The organism is Streptomyces sp. SudanB5_2050 (assembly GCF_964272335.1).
GTDB lineage: Bacteria > Actinomycetota > Actinomycetes > Streptomycetales > Streptomycetaceae > Streptomyces > Streptomyces rochei.
On sequence record NZ_OZ186760.1, the window covers coordinates 1,479,525 to 1,497,296 of the forward strand.

Sequence of the window (17,772 nt, forward strand, 5' to 3'; positions counted from 1 at the left end):
CCCACTTACCCACCCGCGGGCAGATCGGTGCGCGGGGCGGTGCCCAGGTGCGCGCCGACCCGCTTGACCAGGAGGGTCATCTCGTAGGCGACCTGTCCGACGTCGGAGTCGGCGTCGGAGAGCACGGCGAGGCAGCTGCCGTCGCCGGCCGCGGTGACGAACAGGAACGCGTCGTCCAGTTCGACGACCGTCTGGCGGACGCTGCCCGCCTCGAAGTGGCGTCCCACTCCCTTGGCGAGGCTGTGGAAGCCGGACGCCACGGCGGCCAGGTGCTCGCTGTCCTCCCGGGTCAGGTCCTTGGAGGCACCGGTCGCCAGTCCGTCGCCGGACAGGACCACGGCCTTGCGGATGCTCGCGACACGGTCCACCAGGTCGTCGAGGAGCCAGTTGAGCTCGCCGGACGTGGTGGTGGTCTGGCCGGTCGCCTTCGGTGCGGTCATCGACCGTCCCCCTTAGTCGTTCCTCGTGGTGCTTGTGGTGCCGTGCCGCCGGGGACGTCGTCACCCGCGGCGTTCTCCTCGCGGCCGCGCCGCCAGCCCCGCTGGAGCGAGGCCATACGGCTGCGTACCTCTTCCGCGTCCCGGTCGGCGGGGTCCGGACGGTTCTCGGCCGGCTTCCCGGCGCTCTGCCTGAGCTGCGGGGCCAGGCTGGCCTGCCGGACGCGGCGGGGCAGGGCGTCCGTGCCGGACGCGGTCCCGGGCGGCGTGCTCAAGGGGCCCGGGGTGCGGTCGGTACCCCGCGGCCGGTCCTCGGCGGGACCGCTCCGCTCCCCCGGGCGCGTGGAGGCGCTGCGGCGACGGGACGGGAGGGACGGCGGCTCGTCGGGCTCCGCCCGGGCGGCGTCGCGGTTCTCGGTACGGTCGTCGGCGCGAACCTCGTCGCGGTTCTCGACGTGGTCCCCGGCTCGGTCGTCGCGTCGGCGGCGGGTCGGGAGCGCGGGGGGCGCTCCCGGCCGGTCCTGCGGCGCCGTGCGGGGGCCGTTGCCGTCACCGTCCGACGCGGGCGCGTCCCCCGCCCGGTCCCGGCCGGTGCGCTCGGGCACCGGACGTCCGTGCGAGCTGACCAGCTTCGGTGTCCGCCGGCGGGGCAGCGCGACCGGCCCGTCCGCCTCTTCCCCGTCGCGGTACGGGCCACCCGTCCGGGGCGGGGCGCCGTCGTGGTGCGGGGCGCCGTCGGGGTCACGGTCGCGCCGTCGCCGTTCCGTGCGGCGGGCGGGCGTCTCGTCGTCCGGCCCGAGCAGGGAGCGGCGCGGGCGGAACAGGCCGCCGTCCTCGCTGTCCTGGTCGCCTAGGGTTCCCGGCAGGTCGTCGAGGGCGTCCAGGTCGACGGGCGCCTCCAGCTCCACCGGCCCGTCCAGCAGCGGGGAGGGGCGCCCCGGCAGCCGTGCGGGGACGTGGGTGAGCGCCGAACGGCGGGTCTCCTCCCGGTCCTTCTCCCTGACCTGCCGCGGCCGGTCGAGCCGGAAGCCGACGCCGTTGGTGTCGGGGGCGTCGTCGGTCAGGAGCGCGTCGGGGACGAAGACGACGGCCGTGGTGCCGCCGTAGGGGGAGGGCTGCAGGGACACCCGGACGTTCTGGCGCTGGGCGAGCCGGCTGACGACGAACAGGCCGAGCCGGTCGGTGTCGGACAGCTCGAACTCGGGCGTCTCGGCCAGCCGGAGGTTGGCGTCGAGGAGGGCCTCGGAGGCCATGCCGAGACCGCGGTCGTGGATCTCCAGGGTGAAGCCGTTGGCGACACGCTCGCCGAGGACCTGCACGGCGGTGTGCGGCGGGGAGAACACCGTGGCGTTCTCCAGGAGTTCGGCCACGAGGTGGGTGAGGTCGGCGACGGCCGGTCCGGTGACGGCGATGCGGGGCAGCCGGCGGACCTCGATGCGTTCGTAGTCCTCGACCTCGGCCACGGCGGCCCGCACCACGTCCATGAGCTGGACGGGCTTGCGCCACTGCCGGGAGGGGGCGGCACCCGAGAGGATGACCAGGCCCTCCGCGTGCCGGCGCATACGGGTGGTCAGGTGGTCCAGCCGGAAGAGGTCGGCGAGTTCCTCGGTGTCCTCGGTGCGGCGCTCCATGGTGTCCAGCAGGGTGAGCTGCTTGTGCAGCAGCACCTGGCTGCGCCGGGCGAGGTTGACGAAGACCTCGGAGACGCCCGCGCGCAGTTCCGCCTGTTTGACGGCGGCCTCCACGGCGGCGCGCTGGAGCGTGTTGAGCGCCTGGCCGACCTCGCCGATCTCGTTCTTGTCGTACTCCAGGCGCGGCACCTCGGTCTCGACGTCCACCTCTTCGCCCGCCGAGAGGCGGCGCATCACGCTGGGCAGGCGGACGCCGGACGCCTCGTGGGCCTCCAGGCGCAGCTGCCTGAGGTCGCGGATGAGGGAGCGGCCGACACGCACGGAGAGGAAGAGGGAGACCAGCAGGGCGATCAGGCCGAGGGCGCCGGCGACGACCACCTTGGCGATGGTGTTCGTCGCGACCGGGTCGACGCGGTCCTGGTAGCGGTCGGCGGCGTGGTCGTCGAGGTCGCCCAGTTCGTCCAGGACACTGCCGGCGGCGGTGTCCCAGCTCTGGGCGGTGACACCGCGGGGCACGCCGGACCCGGTGGAGACGGCCGCCTCCTCTGCGGTCCGCAGGGGGGCGCTGGCCGCGTTCTTCCAGAAGCGCTGGTACCGGCCGCGGTCGGCGGCGGGCAGCAGCGGCAGGTTGATGTCGTACATCATCGTCCGCTGGGCCACGAGATCGGAGACGTCCCGCGTCTCGGCGCGGGTGAGCCGGCCGGTGACCAGGGCGGAACCGAGGAGGGCGTCCTCGCGGGAGAGCAGTTCGCGCGCGCGGGAGACGTTGACGAGGGCGCGGTACTGCTTGTCCAGGCTCACGTCGTCGACGACGTGGAGGTTGGCGAGCAGTTCGTGGCAGGGGTCCACCAGCCGGTTGTACAGGGCGAGGGCCTGCGCCCGGTCGACGGTGCCGTCCTCGACGCTGCGGCGCAGCGAGCCGATGCCGTCGAAGGCGTCCAGCACGGCGGTGAGCCGTTCCTGTTCGGCCTGGCCCATCGCGTCGCGGACGTCGGGGTCCGCGGCGCCCCGGCGGATCTCGGCGACGGCCTCGTCGGTGGCGGTGCGGCTGCGCTCCAGGGCGGCCAGGGGGTCGGAGGCGCGCGGGTCGGCGAGGTGGACGAGGGTCTGGCGGCGTTCCTGCTGGAGGACGCGGACGGTGTCCTCGACCGGGTAGCCGATCTCCTCCACGACGGTGGTGACGTCGAACAGGCGGCTCGCCTCACGTCCCGTGAGCACCGTGGCGAAGGCCCAGATCGCGGTCAGGGACACCAGCGGCACGAGAAGCAGCGCCACGATCTTCCGGCGGATCGACTTCCCGCGAAAGCGCATGGCCTCCCCCAGCTCGTCCCCCACCGGCAGGGGGTACACATGTGCGTCAACAAACGGCGCGAGCCTACTACTGACGCACAGACAACTCGAAGACCTGTCCGGAACCCGAACCTCCGCACCACCTCGCGACGATGGTCAGTTGTCCGGTCATTGCGGGAGATCGCCCACCGGGATCGGACGGTGGGTGAGGTGGGGCATCCTGCCGCAGGAACCGGTGGGTTGGCCGGATTTTTTCGACCGGTCGGCATGTCCGGGAATCTTGAGCGGCCGTCGTTCGTCCTTCACTACGGGAAATGGAGGCGGAATCGGCCACAGGAGCCGCATCCCGCCTCCGGGCGGCGTAAAGCAGCGCAAGCCGGGCAGCCAGAGGGGAGCCGTGTCTTCGGACACGGGCGAGCGGGCTGCAGGCGGTGGGGAGTGACATGGTGATGGGCACGGCGGAACGGCGCGAGGCGCCCGGGGACGGTGGTGCGGCCGGGTCGACGGCCCGTTCGGACGCGGACCGCGAGGCACCGGACCGCGAGGCACCGGATCGCGACATCCCGGCGGCGAGCCGGGCGGTCCCGAAGACGTCGGTACGGGAGGAACGGCGGGCTGACCTGCCGGAGGAGCCGCGCGAGGAACGGCGGGCTGACCTGCCGGAGGCCCCTCGGGCGGAGGCCCCTCGGGCTGACCGGCGCGAGGAGCGTGGGGAGCAGGCGGTCTACCGGCCGTTGTGGACGGAGGAGCCCGCGCGGCGGCGCCGGTTGCCGGACCCGGTGCGGACGGCGGCCGTGCGGGCGGTGCTCGTGGTGGCCGTGACGCTGATCATGGCGATGGTGGCCTTCCTGTGCACGCTCGCGGGTTCGTGGCTGGCGTTCCCGATGGTGCTCGGAAGCGTGGCGGGCACGGTGGTGGCCACCTGGGGCGTGCTGGACGTGTGGGTGACCCGGCAGGTCTGGAACCAGCGGCACGGTGTGGTGTCCGTGCCGAGCAGCACCGCGCGTGCCGTGCGGCGCGAGCGGCGCCGGGCGCGTCGGCAGGCCCGGACCGCCCAGCGCGCGCAAGAGCGGATACAGCGGCGGGGCGGCGCGGGGCAGCTGTCGCACCCCTGAGCCGGCCCGGGTCCCTCACGACGGCGCGAGTCGCGCCGGTTCCGCCGCGCGCAGGAGTTCGCGCCGGGCCCGTGCGAAGGGGCGCGGGCGGTCCACGGCGAGCACCGCGGTCGTCCGGCCGTCCCGTCGGTAGCGGGCGAGGAGTCCGTCCGCGCCCGGAGCGCCGTCGACGACCCCGCCCTCGGTGATGTGGACGGTGTCCCCTTCGCGTCGCCGGCCGGCGAACTGGATGCGGGCGCCGTACTGGTCGGACCAGAAGTAGGGCACCGTCCCCGCGCTCCGCACGGTCTTCCCGGCGAGCAGGTTGGTCACGGCGGCGCGGGGCTGTTCGGTCGCGGAGGTCCAGTGCTCCGCGCGGGTGCCGTCGACGCGGGCCACGTCGCCGACGGCGACCACGTGCGGGAGGGACGTCACGCAGCCGTGGTCGCACCGGACGCCGTCGTCGACCACCAGCGGCGACCCGGCGAGCCAGCCGGTGTTGGGGACGGCGCCGATGCCGACGACCACCACGTCCGCGGGCAGGATCCGGCCGTTCCGGAGGGCCACCGCGGTGACGGCGTCCGTGCCGTGCAGCGCGGCCACGGACGCGCCGGTCACCAGGGCCGTGCCGGCGCGGCGGTGCAATCCCGCGCACACGGCGGCCATCTCCGCCCCGAGTTGGGGCACCAGCGGCAGCGGTGCGGCCTCGACGACGGTGACGGCGTGCCCCAGGGCGGCGCACGCGGAGGCGGTCTCCGCGCCGATGAAGCCACCGCCGATGACGACGACCCGGCGGGTGCCCCGGGTCAGATCCGCGCGCAGGGCGCGGGCGTCGTCCAGGGTGCGCAGGGTGTGGACGCCGGCGAGGCCGCGGCCGGGAAGGCACCGGGCCGAGGCCCCGGTGGCGATCACGACTCCGTCGGCGCGTACGGCGCGGCCGTCGTCGAGGAGCACGGAGCGCCCGGGGGCGTCCAGGCCGCGGGCGCGCACGCCGAGCAGCCATTCGGCGTCCAGGGCGGCCCGCTCCTCGGCGTCGCAGAGCGCCAGTCGCTCCTCGTCGGCCCGTCCGGTGAGGAAGTCCTTGGAGAGGGGAGGGCGGTCGCAGGGAGGGTGGTCCTCGTCCCCGATGATCACGAGGCGGCCGCCGAAGCCTTGGTCCCGCAGTTCCCGGGCGGCGTACAGGCCGGACAGCGCGGCGCCGACGACGGCGACGGTCCTCATGCGGCGCTGCCCTCCCGCGCGGCGACATGGACGTGGACGACGCCGTCCTCGACCGAGACACGGTGGGTGCCCACGGGCCGGCGCGCCGGAAGACAGGTCGGCATGCCCGTGCGCAGATCGAACGAGGCGGCGTGCAGCGGGCATTCGACCAGGCAGCCCTCCAGCCAGCCCTCGGACAGGGAGGCGTCCTGGTGGGTGCAGGTGTCGTCGATCGCGTAGAGGTCGCCGTCGTCGGTGCGGAAGACGGCGATCGGCGGACTGGTGTCGACGCGCACGGACTCGCCCTCGGGGAGGTCTTCGAGGCGGCAGACGGCGATCATGGGCTCCCCTCTCTGTACGGACACGCGGAGGTGAGGGGCGGCACGCGCACCCTTCCGCGATCCGGACGCTTCGGTAACATGATGTTTCACATGGCGCACTGGAGAGCGCTATGCGCAACAGAATCCGGGCGGGCGCCCGTGGCGTCAAGGGCTTCCCGCGGACACGGCCCGAAAGGGCCGCCAGGCGGTGGGAGGCGAGCCGTGCCCCGCACACAGAAACAGCCCGACCATGGTGAGGACCACGTGGAGAACAAGCAGTCCGGAAGAGGCGCGGCGAGCGGCGTGCAGTCGGTGGACCGGGCGGTGAGCGTCCTGGAGATCCTGGCCCGGCACGGCGAGGCCGGCGTCACCGAGATCGCCGACGAACTGGACGTGCACAAGTCCACCGCCTTCCGGCTGCTCGGCGTCCTGGAGAACCGCGGTCTCGTGGCCCAGGAGAAGGAGCGCGGCAAGTACTACCTGGGGGCCGGCGTGCTGCGGCTCGCCGGGGCGGCGGCCGTGCGGCTGGACATCTCGCAGGAGGGCGTGCCCGTCTGCCGCGAACTCGCCGACGAGCTGGGCGAGACGTCGAACATCGCCGTGCTGGACGACGACGCGGCGGTCAACGTCATGCAGGCCCGCGGCACCGCGTCGGTGACCGCGCAGAACTGGCTCGGCCGGCGCACCCCGCTGCACGCCACCGCCAGCGGCAAGGTGCTCCTCGCCCACCTGCCCACCACGCTGCGCGAGGGCCTGCTGGCCCGCCCCCTGCACCGCTTCACCGAGCACACCGTCACCGGCGCCGCGATGCTGCGCGGCGAGCTGGCCACCGTGGCCGAGCAGGGGTACGCCATCACGCAGGAGGAGCTGGAGATCGGTCTCGCCGCCGTGGCCGCGCCCGTGCGCTCCCACGACGGCAAGGTGATCGCCTCGATCAGCGTCTCGGGTCCGGTGTACCGGCTGACCCCGGAGCGCCTGCCGGAGCTGGCCGAGCGCGCCCGCACGGCCGGGGTGGAGCTGTCCCGCCGCATGGGCTACGGCGGCTGACCCGGCGTCGACGGCGTTGCCCCGTACCTCTTGACGGCCGCTCTCCGGCATTCCCACTATGTTCCTCATAGCGCAACCCATCGTGCACTGCGCAACAGCTGAGGAGCTTGTCGTGACACACGAGGTCCGTGCCGTAGTCGCTGTCGAGAAGGGCGCACCGGTCGAGGTGCGGACGGTCGTCGTCCCGGACCCGGGCCCCGGCGAGGTCCTCGTCGCGGTGCAGGCCTGCGGGGTCTGCCACACCGATCTGCACTACCGGGAGGGCGCGATCACGGACGGCTTCCCGTTCCTGCTCGGTCACGAGGCGGCCGGCACGATCGAGGCGGTCGGCGAGGGGGTCACGGACCTCGGGCCGGGTGACTACGTCGTCCTGGCCTGGCGCGCTCCCTGCGGCGCGTGCCGTTCCTGCCGCCGCGGCCGCCCCTGGTACTGCTTCGACTCCCGCAACGCCGCCCAGCCCATGACACTGCCCGACGGCACCGAGCTGACCGCCGCGCTCGGCATCGGCGCCTTCGCCGAGAAGACGCTGGTCGCGGCGGGCCAGGCCGTGAGGGTCGATCCGGCCGCCCGGCCCGAGGCGGCCGGCCTGATCGGCTGCGGCGTGATGGCCGGATACGGGGCCGCGGTCAACACCGGCAACGTCGGCCGGGGCGACTCGGTCGCCGTCGTCGGCTGCGGCGGCGTCGGGAACGCGGCCATCGCCGGCGCCGCCCTCAACGGCGCCAGGAAGATCATCGCCATCGACGTCGACGGCGGAAAGCTGGACCGGGCGGAGCGCTTCGGCGCCACGCACACCGTCAACTCCCGCCGCACCGACCCCGTCGAGGCGGTCCGCGCCCTCACCGACGGCCACGGCGTGGACCTGGCGATCGACGCGGTGGGCCATCCCGAGACCTTCCGCCAGGCGTTCTACATGCGCGACCACGCGGGCGTACTGGTCCAGGTCGGCGTGCCCGCACCGGAGGCGACGGTCGAACTCCCGCTCATCGACGTGTTCTCCCGGGGCGGCGCCGTCAAGTCCTCCTGGTACGGCGACTGCCTGCCGAGCCGCGACTTCCCGTTCCTGGTCGACCAGTACCTGCACGGGCAGCTGGACCTAGGCGCCTTCGTCTCGGAGACCACCTCGCTGGACGGGGTGGAGGAGGCGTTCGCCAAGATGCGCCGCGCAGAGGTGCTGCGCTCGGTGGTGGTCCTGTGAGCGCCCGGGACACCCGGCCCGTTCCCCGCGTGGTGGTCATCGGCGCCGGCATCGTCGGCTGCTCCCTCGCCGATGAACTGACCGCCCGCGGCTGGACCGACGTCACGGTCCTCGAACAGGGACCGCTGCCCACGCCCGGCGGCTCCACCTCCCACGCCCCCGGCCTGGTCTTCCGCACCAGCCCGTCCCGGACCCTGACCGCGTTCGCCCGGTACACCGTCGAGAAGTTCACCTCCCTCGAAGCGGACGGCGTGCCGTGCTTCCAGCAGGTCGGCGGTCTGGAGCTGGCCACGACCCCGGAGCGCCTGGCCGACCTGCACCGCCGGGCCGGTCACGCCGCCGCCTGGGGCGTGGCCGGCGAGGTCGTCGGCCCCGCCCGCTGCAAGGAACTGTGGCCGCTCCTCGACGAGTCGGTGGTCCTCGGCGGCTTCCACACCCCGCACGACGGTCTGGCCCGTGCCGGGCTCGCGTGCCGCGCCCAGGCGGAGCGGGCCACCGCGCGGGGCGCCCGCTTCCTGGACCGGCACACCGTCACCGGCATCGAACGGCGGGACGGCGGGGTCACCGGCGTCGTCACCGACCGGGGCACCTTCCCCGCCGACCACGTCGTCTCCGCCGCCGGCTTCTGGGGGCCGGTCATCGGCCGCATGGCCGGGGTCGACGTCCCCCTGCAACCCCTCGCCCACCAGTACGCCAGGACCGGTCCGCTGCCCGGGCTGAGCGGCGCCACGACCGAGGCCACGAAGCCGATCCTGCGCTTCCAGGACCGCGATCTGTACTTCCGGGAACACCACGACCGGCTGGGCATCGGCTCCTACGCCCACCGCCCGCTGCCGGTCGACCCGTTCGCCGTCCCCGGCTGGGACGAGGCGCGCGCCCGGAACATGGACATGCCCTCGTCCTACCCCTTCACCCCCGAGGACTGGGCGCCGAGCTGGGAGGACTGCCGCCGGCTGATGCCCGCCCTGCGCGGGGCGGAGATCGAGTCCGGCTTCAACGGCGTCTTCTCCTTCACCCCGGACGGCATGCCCGTCCTCGGCGAATCCCGTCTGCGGGGTTTCTGGCTGGCGGAGGCCGTCTGGGTGACCCACTCGGCAGGTGTCGCCAAGGCCGTCGCCGAGTGGATGGTGAACGGGCGGCCGGCCGTCGACGTGCACGAGTGCGACCTCACGCGGTTCGAGGAAGCCCAGCGTTCACCGGCGTACATCCGTGAGCGCGGTGCACAGCAGTTCGTCGAGGTGTACGACGTCGTCCACCCGCTCCAGCCGATCGACCGGCCGCGGCCGCTGCGGGTCAGCCCCTTCCACGCCCGGCAGCGGGAACTGGGCGCGTACTTCCTGGAGGGCGGGGGCTGGGAACGCCCCCACTGGTACGAGGCCAACGCCGGGCTCGCCGAGGATCTGCGGCTGCCCGCCCGCGACGCCTGGTCGGCCCGGCACTGGTCCCCCGTCGCCGCGGCCGAGGCGCTGGCCACCCGCGAGAGGGTCGCGCTGTACGACATGACCCCGCTGCGCCGCCTGGAGGTCACCGGCCCCGGAGCACTCGACTTCCTCGACCGCATGACCACCAACAACCTGCGCAGGAAGCCGGGCGCGGTCACCTACACCCTCCTCCTGGACGAGACCGGAGGCATCCGCTCCGACCTCACCGTCGCCCGCCTCGCCCCCGACCGCTTCCAGATCGGCGCCAACTCCCCCGCCGACCTCGACCACCTGCTCCGGCACGCGCCCGCCGGCGTCCACATCCGGGACATCACCGCCGGCACCTGCTGCGTCGGCGTCTGGGGCCCGCTCGCCCGCGACCTCGTCCAGCCGCTCACGGCGGACGACTTCTCGCACGAGGCGTTCGGCTACTTCCGCGCCAGGGAGACCTACGTCGGCCACGTCCCGGTCACGGCCCTGCGCCTGAGCTACGTCGGCGAGCTGGGCTGGGAGCTGTACACCACCGCCGACCTCGGCCTCCGGCTCTGGGACACGCTCTGGGAGGCCGGCCGGGACCTCGGAGCGGTCGCGGCCGGGCGCTCCGCCTTCAACTCCCTGCGGCTGGAGAAGGGTTACCGGGCCTGGGGCGTCGACATGACCGACGAGCACGATCCGTACGAGGCGGGAGTCGGCTTCGCCGTCCGCCGCGACAAGGCCGGTTTCGTCGGCAAGGCGGCACTGGAGCGCCGGGGCGATCCGGTCCGGCGGCTCACGCCCCTCCTCCTCGACGACCCGGCGGCCGTGGTCCTCGGCAAGGAACCCGTGCACGTGGACGGTACGCCCGTCGGCTACGTGACCAGTGCCGCCTACGGCTACACCCTCGGCCGCTGCGTCGCCTACGCCTGGCTGCCGGCCGGTCTGGCCGCCGGCACCGGCGTGCACGTGGAGTACTTCGGCGAGAAGGTGCCGGCCACGGTCGCCGACGAGCCGCTGTTCGATCCGCGGATGACCCGCATCCGCCGCTAGGGCCTGGCAGGACGCCGGCGACCCGGACACCAGAACGCTAGGAGGACCCCGCGTTGTCCCCGACCCACGACGTGATCGTCATCGGCCTCGGCGGCATGGGCAGCGCCGCCGCGCACCACCTGAGCGCGCGGGGCGCCCGCGTGCTCGGCCTGGAGAAGTTCGGTCCGGTGCACGACCGCGGCTCCAGCCACGGCGGTTCCCGGATCACCCGGCAGTCCTACTTCGAGGACCCGGCGTACGTGCCCCTGCTCCTGCGCGCCTACGAGCTGTACGAGGACCTGGAGCGGGCCACCGGCCGGGACATCGCACTGCTGTGCGGCGGCGTCATGGTCGGCCGGCCCGACTCGTGGACGGTCTCCGGTTCGCTGCGCTCGGCCCGCGCCTGGGACCTGCCGCACGAGATCCTGGACGCCCGGGAGATCCGCCGCCGCTTCCCCACGCTCGCCCCGGCGGACGACGAGGTCGCGCTGTACGAGGCCCGGGCCGGGCTGCTGCGCCCGGAGAACACGGTCGCCGCCCATCTCCAGCTCGCCACCCGGCAGGGCGCCGACCTGCACTTCGAGGAACCGGTGACACGGTGGGAGCCGTACCGGGACGGCGTTCGGGTGCACACCGCCGACCACACCTACACCGCCGGGCAGTTGGTGATCTGCCCGGGCGCGTGGGCACCCCGGCTGCTCACCGACCTGGCGGTGCCCTTCACGGTCGAACGCCAGGTCATGTACTGGTTCCGGCCGCGGAACGGCGTCGACCCCTTTCTCCCGGACCGCCAGCCGATCTACGTCTGGGAGGACGCGACCGGCGTCCAGGTCTACGGCTTCCCGGCCATCGACGGCCCCGGCGGCGGCGCGAAGGTCGCCTTCTTCCGCAAGGGGCGCCCCACCACCCCGGAGACCATCGACCGCACCGTGCACGACGACGAGGTCACGGCGATGGCGGACCACATGTCCACCCGCATCCCGGACCTGCCCGGTACCTTCCTCAAGGCCGCGACCTGCATGTACACCACCACGGCGGACGAGCACTTCGTCATCGCGCGGCACCCGGCGCACCCCGGATCGGTCACCGTGGCCTGCGGCTTCTCCGGACATGGTTTCAAGTTCGTGCCCGTCGTGGGCGAGATCCTGGCCGATCTGGCCCTGACCGGCACCACCGCGCACCCCATCGGTCTCTTCGACCCCACCCGCCTCACCGCCGCGCCGACCGGAGGAGCACACGCATGACGACCACTCCCCTGCCCTCCAGCCTCGTCCGGACCCTCCCGGGCCGCTACTACACCGACCCGGAGGTCTTCCGGCGGGAACAGCGGGACGTCTTCGAGGCGATGTGGTTCTGCGCCGTGCGCGGCGCCGACCTGGAACGGCCCGGCGCCTTCCGCACCGTCCAGGTCGGCGGCGAGAACGTGATCGTCACGCGGACCCGCACCGGCGCCCTGCGCGCCTTCCTCAACATCTGCCGCCACCGCGGCGCCCGGCTGTGCCTGGAGGAGTCCGGGGAGGTGCGCCGCGCCCTCCAGTGCCCGTACCACGCCTGGACGTACGACCTGGACGGCCGGCTGGTCGCCGCGCCCGGTCTGTCGAAGATGCCCGACGTCGACCGGGCCGCCTACGGGCTGGTCGAGGTCGCCCTGCGGGAGTGGCTCGGCTATGCCTGGGTGTGCCTGGCCGACGAGCCGCCCTCCTTCGAGGAGACGGTGCGGGGCGCGGCCGTCGAACGGCTCGGCGATCCGGCCGCGATCGAGCGGTACGGGACGGAGCGGCTGGCGCTGGGCCGGCGCGAGACGTACGACGTACGGGCCAACTGGAAGCTGATCGTCGAGAACTTCATGGAGTGCTACCACTGCGCGACGATCCACCCGGAACTCACCGACGTGCTGCCCGAGTTCACCGACGGGTACGCCGCCCAGTACTACGTGGGCCACGGTGCCGAGTTCGGCGAGGGCGTGCGGGGCTTCACGGTCGACGGCAGCGAGGGCTTCGGCAGGCTGCCCGAGGTGTCGGACGGCCAGGACCGCCGCTACTACGCCGTCACCGTGCGGCCGACCGTCTTCGTCAATCTCGTACCGGACCACGTGATCCTGCACCGCATGTTCCCGATGGCCGAGGACCGCACGGTGGTCGAGTGCGACTGGCTGTACGCGCCGGAGGTCGTGGCGTCGGGGGCCGACCTGTCGAAGTCGGTCGAGCTGTTCCACCGGGTCAACGTCCAGGACTTCGCGGCCTGTGAGCGGACCCAGCCGGCCATGGCGTCCCGGGCCTACCGCGCGGGCGGCGTGCTGGTGCCGACCGAGCACCACATCGGGACCTTCCACGAGTGGCTGCTCGGTCGGCTCGGGGACGGCCTCGCCTAGGTCCTCGTCACACTCCCGTCGTCCGCCCGGAGGGCGGGCCTCGCGGCGTCAGGGCCTAGGCCGGCGACTGCGCGGGACGCCGGAACATGCGCGTCGCCGTGATCTCGCTGTGGACCGTCTCGCCCTCGCCGTCACCGGCGGGGGCCGGCTGGGGCAGCCCCGGCCGCAGGTGCTCCTCCACGCTGATGTACTTCAGGCCCGCCCTGAGGTCGGCGTCGTTGCGCAACCTGATGACCAGCGGGAACTCGGCCAGCGCGGTGGTGTCGAACAGACCGGTGGTGTACAGCAGCTGGACGCCGAGCGCGTCGGAGACGGCCCGCTGGAGCTCCAGCAGATAGGTGGCGTTGGCCCGGCCGATGGGGTTGTCGAGGAAGAGGGTGCCGGCGTGCCGGTGCCGGTCGCGGCCCCGGTCGTTGCTGCGCAGCGCGGCCATCGTGCAGTACAGGGCGATGGCCGCGGTGAGCAGCTGGCCGCCGGAGAAGACGTCGCCCATCTGGCCGACGGGCACCCGCTCGGCGCGCAGGACGGCGTCCGGCTTGAGGATCTCGACGGCGACGCCTTTGGGCTGCAGGGCGGCGGCGACACCGCGCAGCAGCAGGGACATCCCGTCGCGGCGCAGGTCGGAGTTCTTCTTGACGGCCGCCCGGGTGGCCTCGTCGACGACCTCGCCGAGGCGCTCGGTGAGGGTGGCCTGGTCGGGTTCCTCGAAGCGGATGCGCAGGAACTCCTGCCCGGACCACTCGCCGAGCCCTTCCGGCAGCCGGGACAGCCGCTGGGCGGAACGGAGGGTGGCGAGGGCCGACTCCACCAGGCCGCGCAGCCGGTCCACGATCGAGTCGCGGTTGCGCTCCAGCTGGGCCAGCTCGTCGGTCAGGACGCGGAGCCGGGGCGCGAAGGCCTGGGCCCACTTGGCCGCGTGCTCGGGCAGCGCGGAGGCGGGCAGCTCGCGGATCTGCTGGCGGGCGGGGGTGCGGACCTGCTCGTACCGGGTGGAGTTGGCGTGGCGGACGAGCACGTCGCTCGCCTCGCGGACGGCGGCCTCGGCGGCGGAGAGGTCGGCGGCGCAGCCGCGCAGCGAACGGCGGGCCTCAGCGGCGGACCGGCGGGCCTCCTCCAGGGTGTCCGCGTAGGGCTCCGGCTCCTCCCGTTCCTCCTCGGTCGGGTGCTCGCGCATCAGGTCGCGCAGCATGGCGGCGATCTCGTCGAAGCCGCCGGCGGCGTCCTCGGCGGCACGGTGGGCGTCGAGGAGACCGGCGTGCGCCTCGCGCGCCTCGGCCAGCGCCTCGGTGCGGGAGGCGAGTTCGGCGGTCGCCGTGCGCAGCAGGGTCTGGGCGTGCTCGGCGTCGCGCGGGACGAGTTCCCCGGGGAGTTCGGTGTGGGCGTCGCCATCCTCGGGGGCGTGGCGCTCGGCCTCGCCGCGCAGCCGGCCGAGCTGTTCGCTCGCGCTCGACATGCGGGTCTCCAGGAGCTGGACCAGTTCCTCCGCGCGGGCGGCGGCGGCCTGCCGGGAGGGACCGTCGGAACCGTCGGGCGACTCCAGCAGCTGGGCGGCGCGGGTGCGGACCTTGTTGCTGAGCCGGTCCAGTTCTGCGCGGGCGGCGCTCTCGTCGCTCTCCGCGCGGGCCTGTTCGGCGCGCAGGTCGGCGCCGACGCCGACCTTCTCGTACACCTGGGAGGCGGCCCGGTAGGCCTCGCGGAGATCCGGCAGGGACGCCTTCGCCCTCGGCGCGTCCGCGCCGTCCTCGGGCGCCTCTCCCGTCACGTCGTCCAGGACGTCGTCGGGGGCGCCGGCGATCTCGGAGCGCTCGGCGCGCAGCGCTCGGGCGGTGCGGCGGGCGTCGTCGGCGGCCCGCTGGGCGGCCCGGCGGTCCTCGTCGGCGGCGCGGGCGCGCTCGAGGCACGCCTGGGCGCGCGCCTCGGCCTCGGCGCCCTCGTCGGCCAGCTCGCGGAGCCTGGCCTGCCAGCCCGCGCGCTCGCGCAGCCGGAAGGCGAGTCCCGCCAGGGCGTCGGCGGCCCTGCGGGCCTTCTGCGCGGCCTCCTGCCGCTCGTCGCGCACCCGTACGGCCTCGGCGGCGCTCTCCTCGGCCTCGGCCCGCGCGGTACGGGCCTCGGTCAGCTCGGCCTCGGTCTCCTCGGCGAACGCCTGGGCCTCCTCCGCGGTCCGGGCCAGCTCGGCGAGGCGTCCGGCGGGGCAGCCGGCGCGCCAGGAGGCGAGGCGGGCCGCCAGCTCCCGGTCCTTGCCGAGCCGGGCGGCGAGCGCCCGGATCTCCTCGTCCCGCTCCATGGCCCGCGCGCGCAGCGCCTGCCGTTCCTCGTCGGCGGCGTGCTCGTCGTGCATGGCCGGGTTCGGCGGTACGAGGAATACGTCGCCGGTGCCGGTGCCGGAGTCGGGGGCGGGGGTGGGCGCGAGCAGGGCGGCGGCCGTGCCGACGGCGACGGCGGACCGCGGCAGCAGGGCCGCGTCGCCGAGGACCTCGCGGGCGCGGGAGTGCGAGTCGGGATCGGTGATGATCACGCCGTCGACCAGCTCGGGCCGGGCGGCCAGCACCCGGGCGTGGTCGGCGGGGTCGACGGCCTGGGCGAGGTAGCGCCAGCCGGGCAGGGCGGGGATGCCGTGCTCGCCCAGGAACTCCACCGTGGCCAGCACGTCCGGGCCCGGGGGCAGCAGCCCGCCGTCGCCGAGTGCGCCGAGGATGCGGGAGTCGTCGGCCGCCGCGGTGCGCAGGTCGAACAGCTGGCGCTCGGCCGAGTGGACGGTGTCGTCGAGCAGTTCGCGCAGTTCGTCGGCGAAGCGGTCCAGCTCCTCGGCGGTCAGTGCGCCGTCGCCCGCACGGTGGGGGGCGGCCGGGTCTGCGCCGTCCCCGTCCCGGCGGGGCTGCGGGATGCCGGGGCGGTGCGCGGCGGCCAGGCCCAGGAGTTCCGCGAGGCGTTCCTCGGCCGCCAGTGCTTCGGCGGTGCCGCGTTCGGCCTCGTGGGCGCGGCGGGCGGCGGTGGCGGCGTCGGCCGCGCGGGCGGCGGTCAGTTCCGCGCGGCTCTCGGCCGCGGCGGCCTCGCGTGCGTGCTCCGTGGCGCGGCGTGCCGCCTCCCGGGCGGTGTCCCACGCCTCGACGGTCGTCTTCTCGGCGTCGCTGGCGGCGAGGGCGGCCCGCGCCGGGTCGGCGTCGGGTGCGCTGTCGTCGAGCCAGCCGGCGCGGACGGCCTCGGCGGTCTCCTGCTCGACCTCGGTCAGGCGCTGGCGCAGGTGCCCGGCCTCGCTGCGGGCGCGCTGCGCCTCGGTCGCGGCGGTGGTGGAGTCCCGGTGGGCGGCGTCGCTGACCTCCTGGAGGGCGGCGGACCGCTCCTCCTCTTCGTTGGCGTGCCGCTCGGCCCGGCCGGCCGCCGCGTGCAGCGCGCGGACGAGGTCGACGGCAGCCTGGGAGCGGGCGGCGAGGGCCGGTGCGGCGTCCCGCTCGGCTTCCTGGATGGCGGCGGACACCCGGGCGACGCGGTCGGCGGCGGCCCGGTGGCGCAGGACGGCCTCGGCGGCCTGCCAGGCGGAGTGCAGGGTGCGGGCGTCGGCGAGTTCGCGCTTCTGCGCCGCGGCGGACTTCTCCGCGGCGGTCAGTGCCAACGAGGCGTGCCGGTAGGCGAGTTCGGCGGCGATGAGGGCGCTGCGGTCCCGGGCGGACTCGGCGTGGGTGACGGCGTAGGCGGCGGCGGTGACCCGCTGGGCGAGGTCGCCCGCCCGGACCCGCTCCTGGGCGCCGCGCGCGGAGAGCCGGCGGGCCAGGGTCCTGGTCCGGCGTTCGGCGGCGGTGTGGATGTCGCGGGCGCGGGCACGGGCTTCGGTGGCCTCGACGATCCGGCCGAGGAGGTCGACGGACCCGGCGGTGAAGTCGCGTTCGGCGATCAGCTCGGCGCGGCGGCCCAGTTTGTTGCCGAAGCCGCCGACCAGGTCGGCGAGCCCGTCGGTGTCACGGGTGTCGGTGACGGCGCGCAGCAGGAGGTCGGTGAAGTCGGAGTCCTTCTTGACCGCGAAGAGGCCGGCCGCCTCGCCCTCGTCGGCGTTCATCTCGCGCTGGTAGCGGAAGAGTTCGGGGTCGAGGCCGAGGTCGCCGAGGTGCTCGATCCAGCGGTCGTGGATCTCCTCCCAGTGCACCTCCAGGTGCGGGTACGCCTTCCCGGCCTCGGTGATGGCGTCCCGGAAGCCCTTCATGGTGCGCCGTCGGCCCTGGGCACCGGAGACGCCCTCGACGGGCGGGCGGACCGCGGTGGCCTCGGCGACCGGCAGGTTGTCCAGGGTCAGTCCGGGGCCGGGCCGGAAGGAGTACCACGCCTCGGCGAACTTCCGCGGGTCGTTGGAGACCTGGCGCCCACGCCACTCGCTGACCTTGCCGACGACCACGCACTCGCCGGTCTGCACGTGCTGCCACTCCAGCGCCACATGACCGCAGTCGTCGGCGAGCAGGAACTTGCGCAGCACGCCGGAGCTGGCGCCGCCCAGGGTGTTGCGGTGGCCCGGCAGCATCACCGAGAAGATCAGCTTGAGCAGTACGGACTTGCCGCCGCCGTTCTCCAGGAACAGCACGCCGGCGGGTGCCGGCCGGCGGGGCGGACCGACGGGCTCCTCCTCGAAGAACTCCGCCTGCGTGGGCGCGGGGGCGGGCACGGGCTCGCCCACACCGCGCAGGTCAAGCACGGTGTCGGCGTAGCGCGCACCGGCGGGTCCGATGGAGTAGAGGCGGACCCGGGACAGCTCGTACATGGCGGACTCTCGTA

General features: G+C 74.5%; 11 protein-coding genes. 6 read left to right on the forward strand and 5 right to left on the reverse strand.

Going from position 1 to position 17,772, the window contains the following annotated elements:
• Nucleotides 1-5: 5 nt before the first annotated feature.
• Nucleotides 6-440, reverse strand: a complete 435-nt coding sequence (locus ACFZP7_RS06510; protein WP_019324985.1) for a roadblock/LC7 domain-containing protein — start codon at nt 438-440, stop codon at nt 6-8.
• Complete coding sequence (locus ACFZP7_RS06515) at nt 437-3,379, reverse strand: nitrate- and nitrite sensing domain-containing protein (protein ID WP_385638359.1); 2,943 nt, start codon at nt 3,377-3,379, stop codon at nt 437-439. The genes ACFZP7_RS06510 and ACFZP7_RS06515 overlap by 4 nt, the downstream gene beginning before the upstream one ends.
• Before the next feature lie 428 nt (nt 3,380-3,807).
• Here ACFZP7_RS06515 and ACFZP7_RS06520 point away from each other — a divergent pair, with 428 nt between their 5' ends.
• A complete protein-coding gene (locus ACFZP7_RS06520) occupies nt 3,808-4,473 on the forward strand; it encodes a hypothetical protein (RefSeq protein ID WP_385638361.1) in 666 nt (221 codons plus the stop codon).
• Nucleotides 4,474-4,488: 15 nt separating this feature from the next.
• On the opposite strand, the gene ACFZP7_RS06525 is transcribed toward ACFZP7_RS06520, so the two are convergent.
• Nucleotides 4,489-5,673: an NAD(P)/FAD-dependent oxidoreductase gene (locus tag ACFZP7_RS06525; RefSeq protein WP_385634068.1), complete on the reverse strand. Its 1,185-nt coding sequence runs from the start codon at nt 5,671-5,673 to the stop codon at nt 4,489-4,491.
• Nucleotides 5,670-5,993: a bifunctional 3-phenylpropionate/cinnamic acid dioxygenase ferredoxin subunit gene (locus tag ACFZP7_RS06530; protein WP_046248611.1), complete on the reverse strand. Its 324-nt coding sequence runs from the start codon at nt 5,991-5,993 to the stop codon at nt 5,670-5,672. The genes ACFZP7_RS06525 and ACFZP7_RS06530 overlap by 4 nt, the downstream gene beginning before the upstream one ends.
• A gap of 282 nt (nt 5,994-6,275) precedes the next feature.
• Between ACFZP7_RS06530 and ACFZP7_RS06535 the strand changes: the two genes are divergently transcribed.
• From ACFZP7_RS06535 to ACFZP7_RS06555, 5 genes are all read left to right on the forward strand, one after another.
• Nucleotides 6,276-7,019 carry an IclR family transcriptional regulator gene (locus tag ACFZP7_RS06535; protein ID WP_031016408.1) on the forward strand — a complete coding sequence of 248 codons (744 nt, stop codon included), beginning with the start codon at nt 6,276-6,278 and terminating at the stop codon, nt 7,017-7,019.
• 112 nt (nt 7,020-7,131) lie between these two features.
• Nucleotides 7,132-8,217 (forward strand): S-(hydroxymethyl)mycothiol dehydrogenase, encoded by a 1,086-nt coding sequence (locus ACFZP7_RS06540; protein WP_228900421.1) that lies wholly within the window; start codon nt 7,132-7,134, stop codon nt 8,215-8,217.
• Complete coding sequence (locus ACFZP7_RS06545) at nt 8,214-10,664, forward strand: FAD-dependent oxidoreductase (RefSeq protein ID WP_385634069.1); 2,451 nt, start codon at nt 8,214-8,216, stop codon at nt 10,662-10,664. The genes ACFZP7_RS06540 and ACFZP7_RS06545 overlap by 4 nt, the downstream gene beginning before the upstream one ends.
• Before the next feature lie 53 nt (nt 10,665-10,717).
• Nucleotides 10,718-11,887, forward strand: a complete 1,170-nt coding sequence (solA, locus tag ACFZP7_RS06550; RefSeq protein WP_385634070.1) for an N-methyl-L-tryptophan oxidase — start codon at nt 10,718-10,720, stop codon at nt 11,885-11,887.
• A complete protein-coding gene (locus tag ACFZP7_RS06555; protein ID WP_031016418.1) occupies nt 11,884-13,014 on the forward strand; it encodes an aromatic ring-hydroxylating dioxygenase subunit alpha in 1,131 nt (376 codons plus the stop codon). Before solA ends, ACFZP7_RS06555 begins: the two co-directional genes overlap by 4 nt.
• Nucleotides 13,015-13,069: 55 nt before the next feature.
• Here the strand turns inward: ACFZP7_RS06555 and ACFZP7_RS06560 are convergent, their stop codons facing one another.
• Complete coding sequence (locus ACFZP7_RS06560) at nt 13,070-17,758, reverse strand: hypothetical protein (protein ID WP_385634071.1); 4,689 nt, start codon at nt 17,756-17,758, stop codon at nt 13,070-13,072.
• Nucleotides 17,759-17,772: the final 14 nt, after the last annotated feature.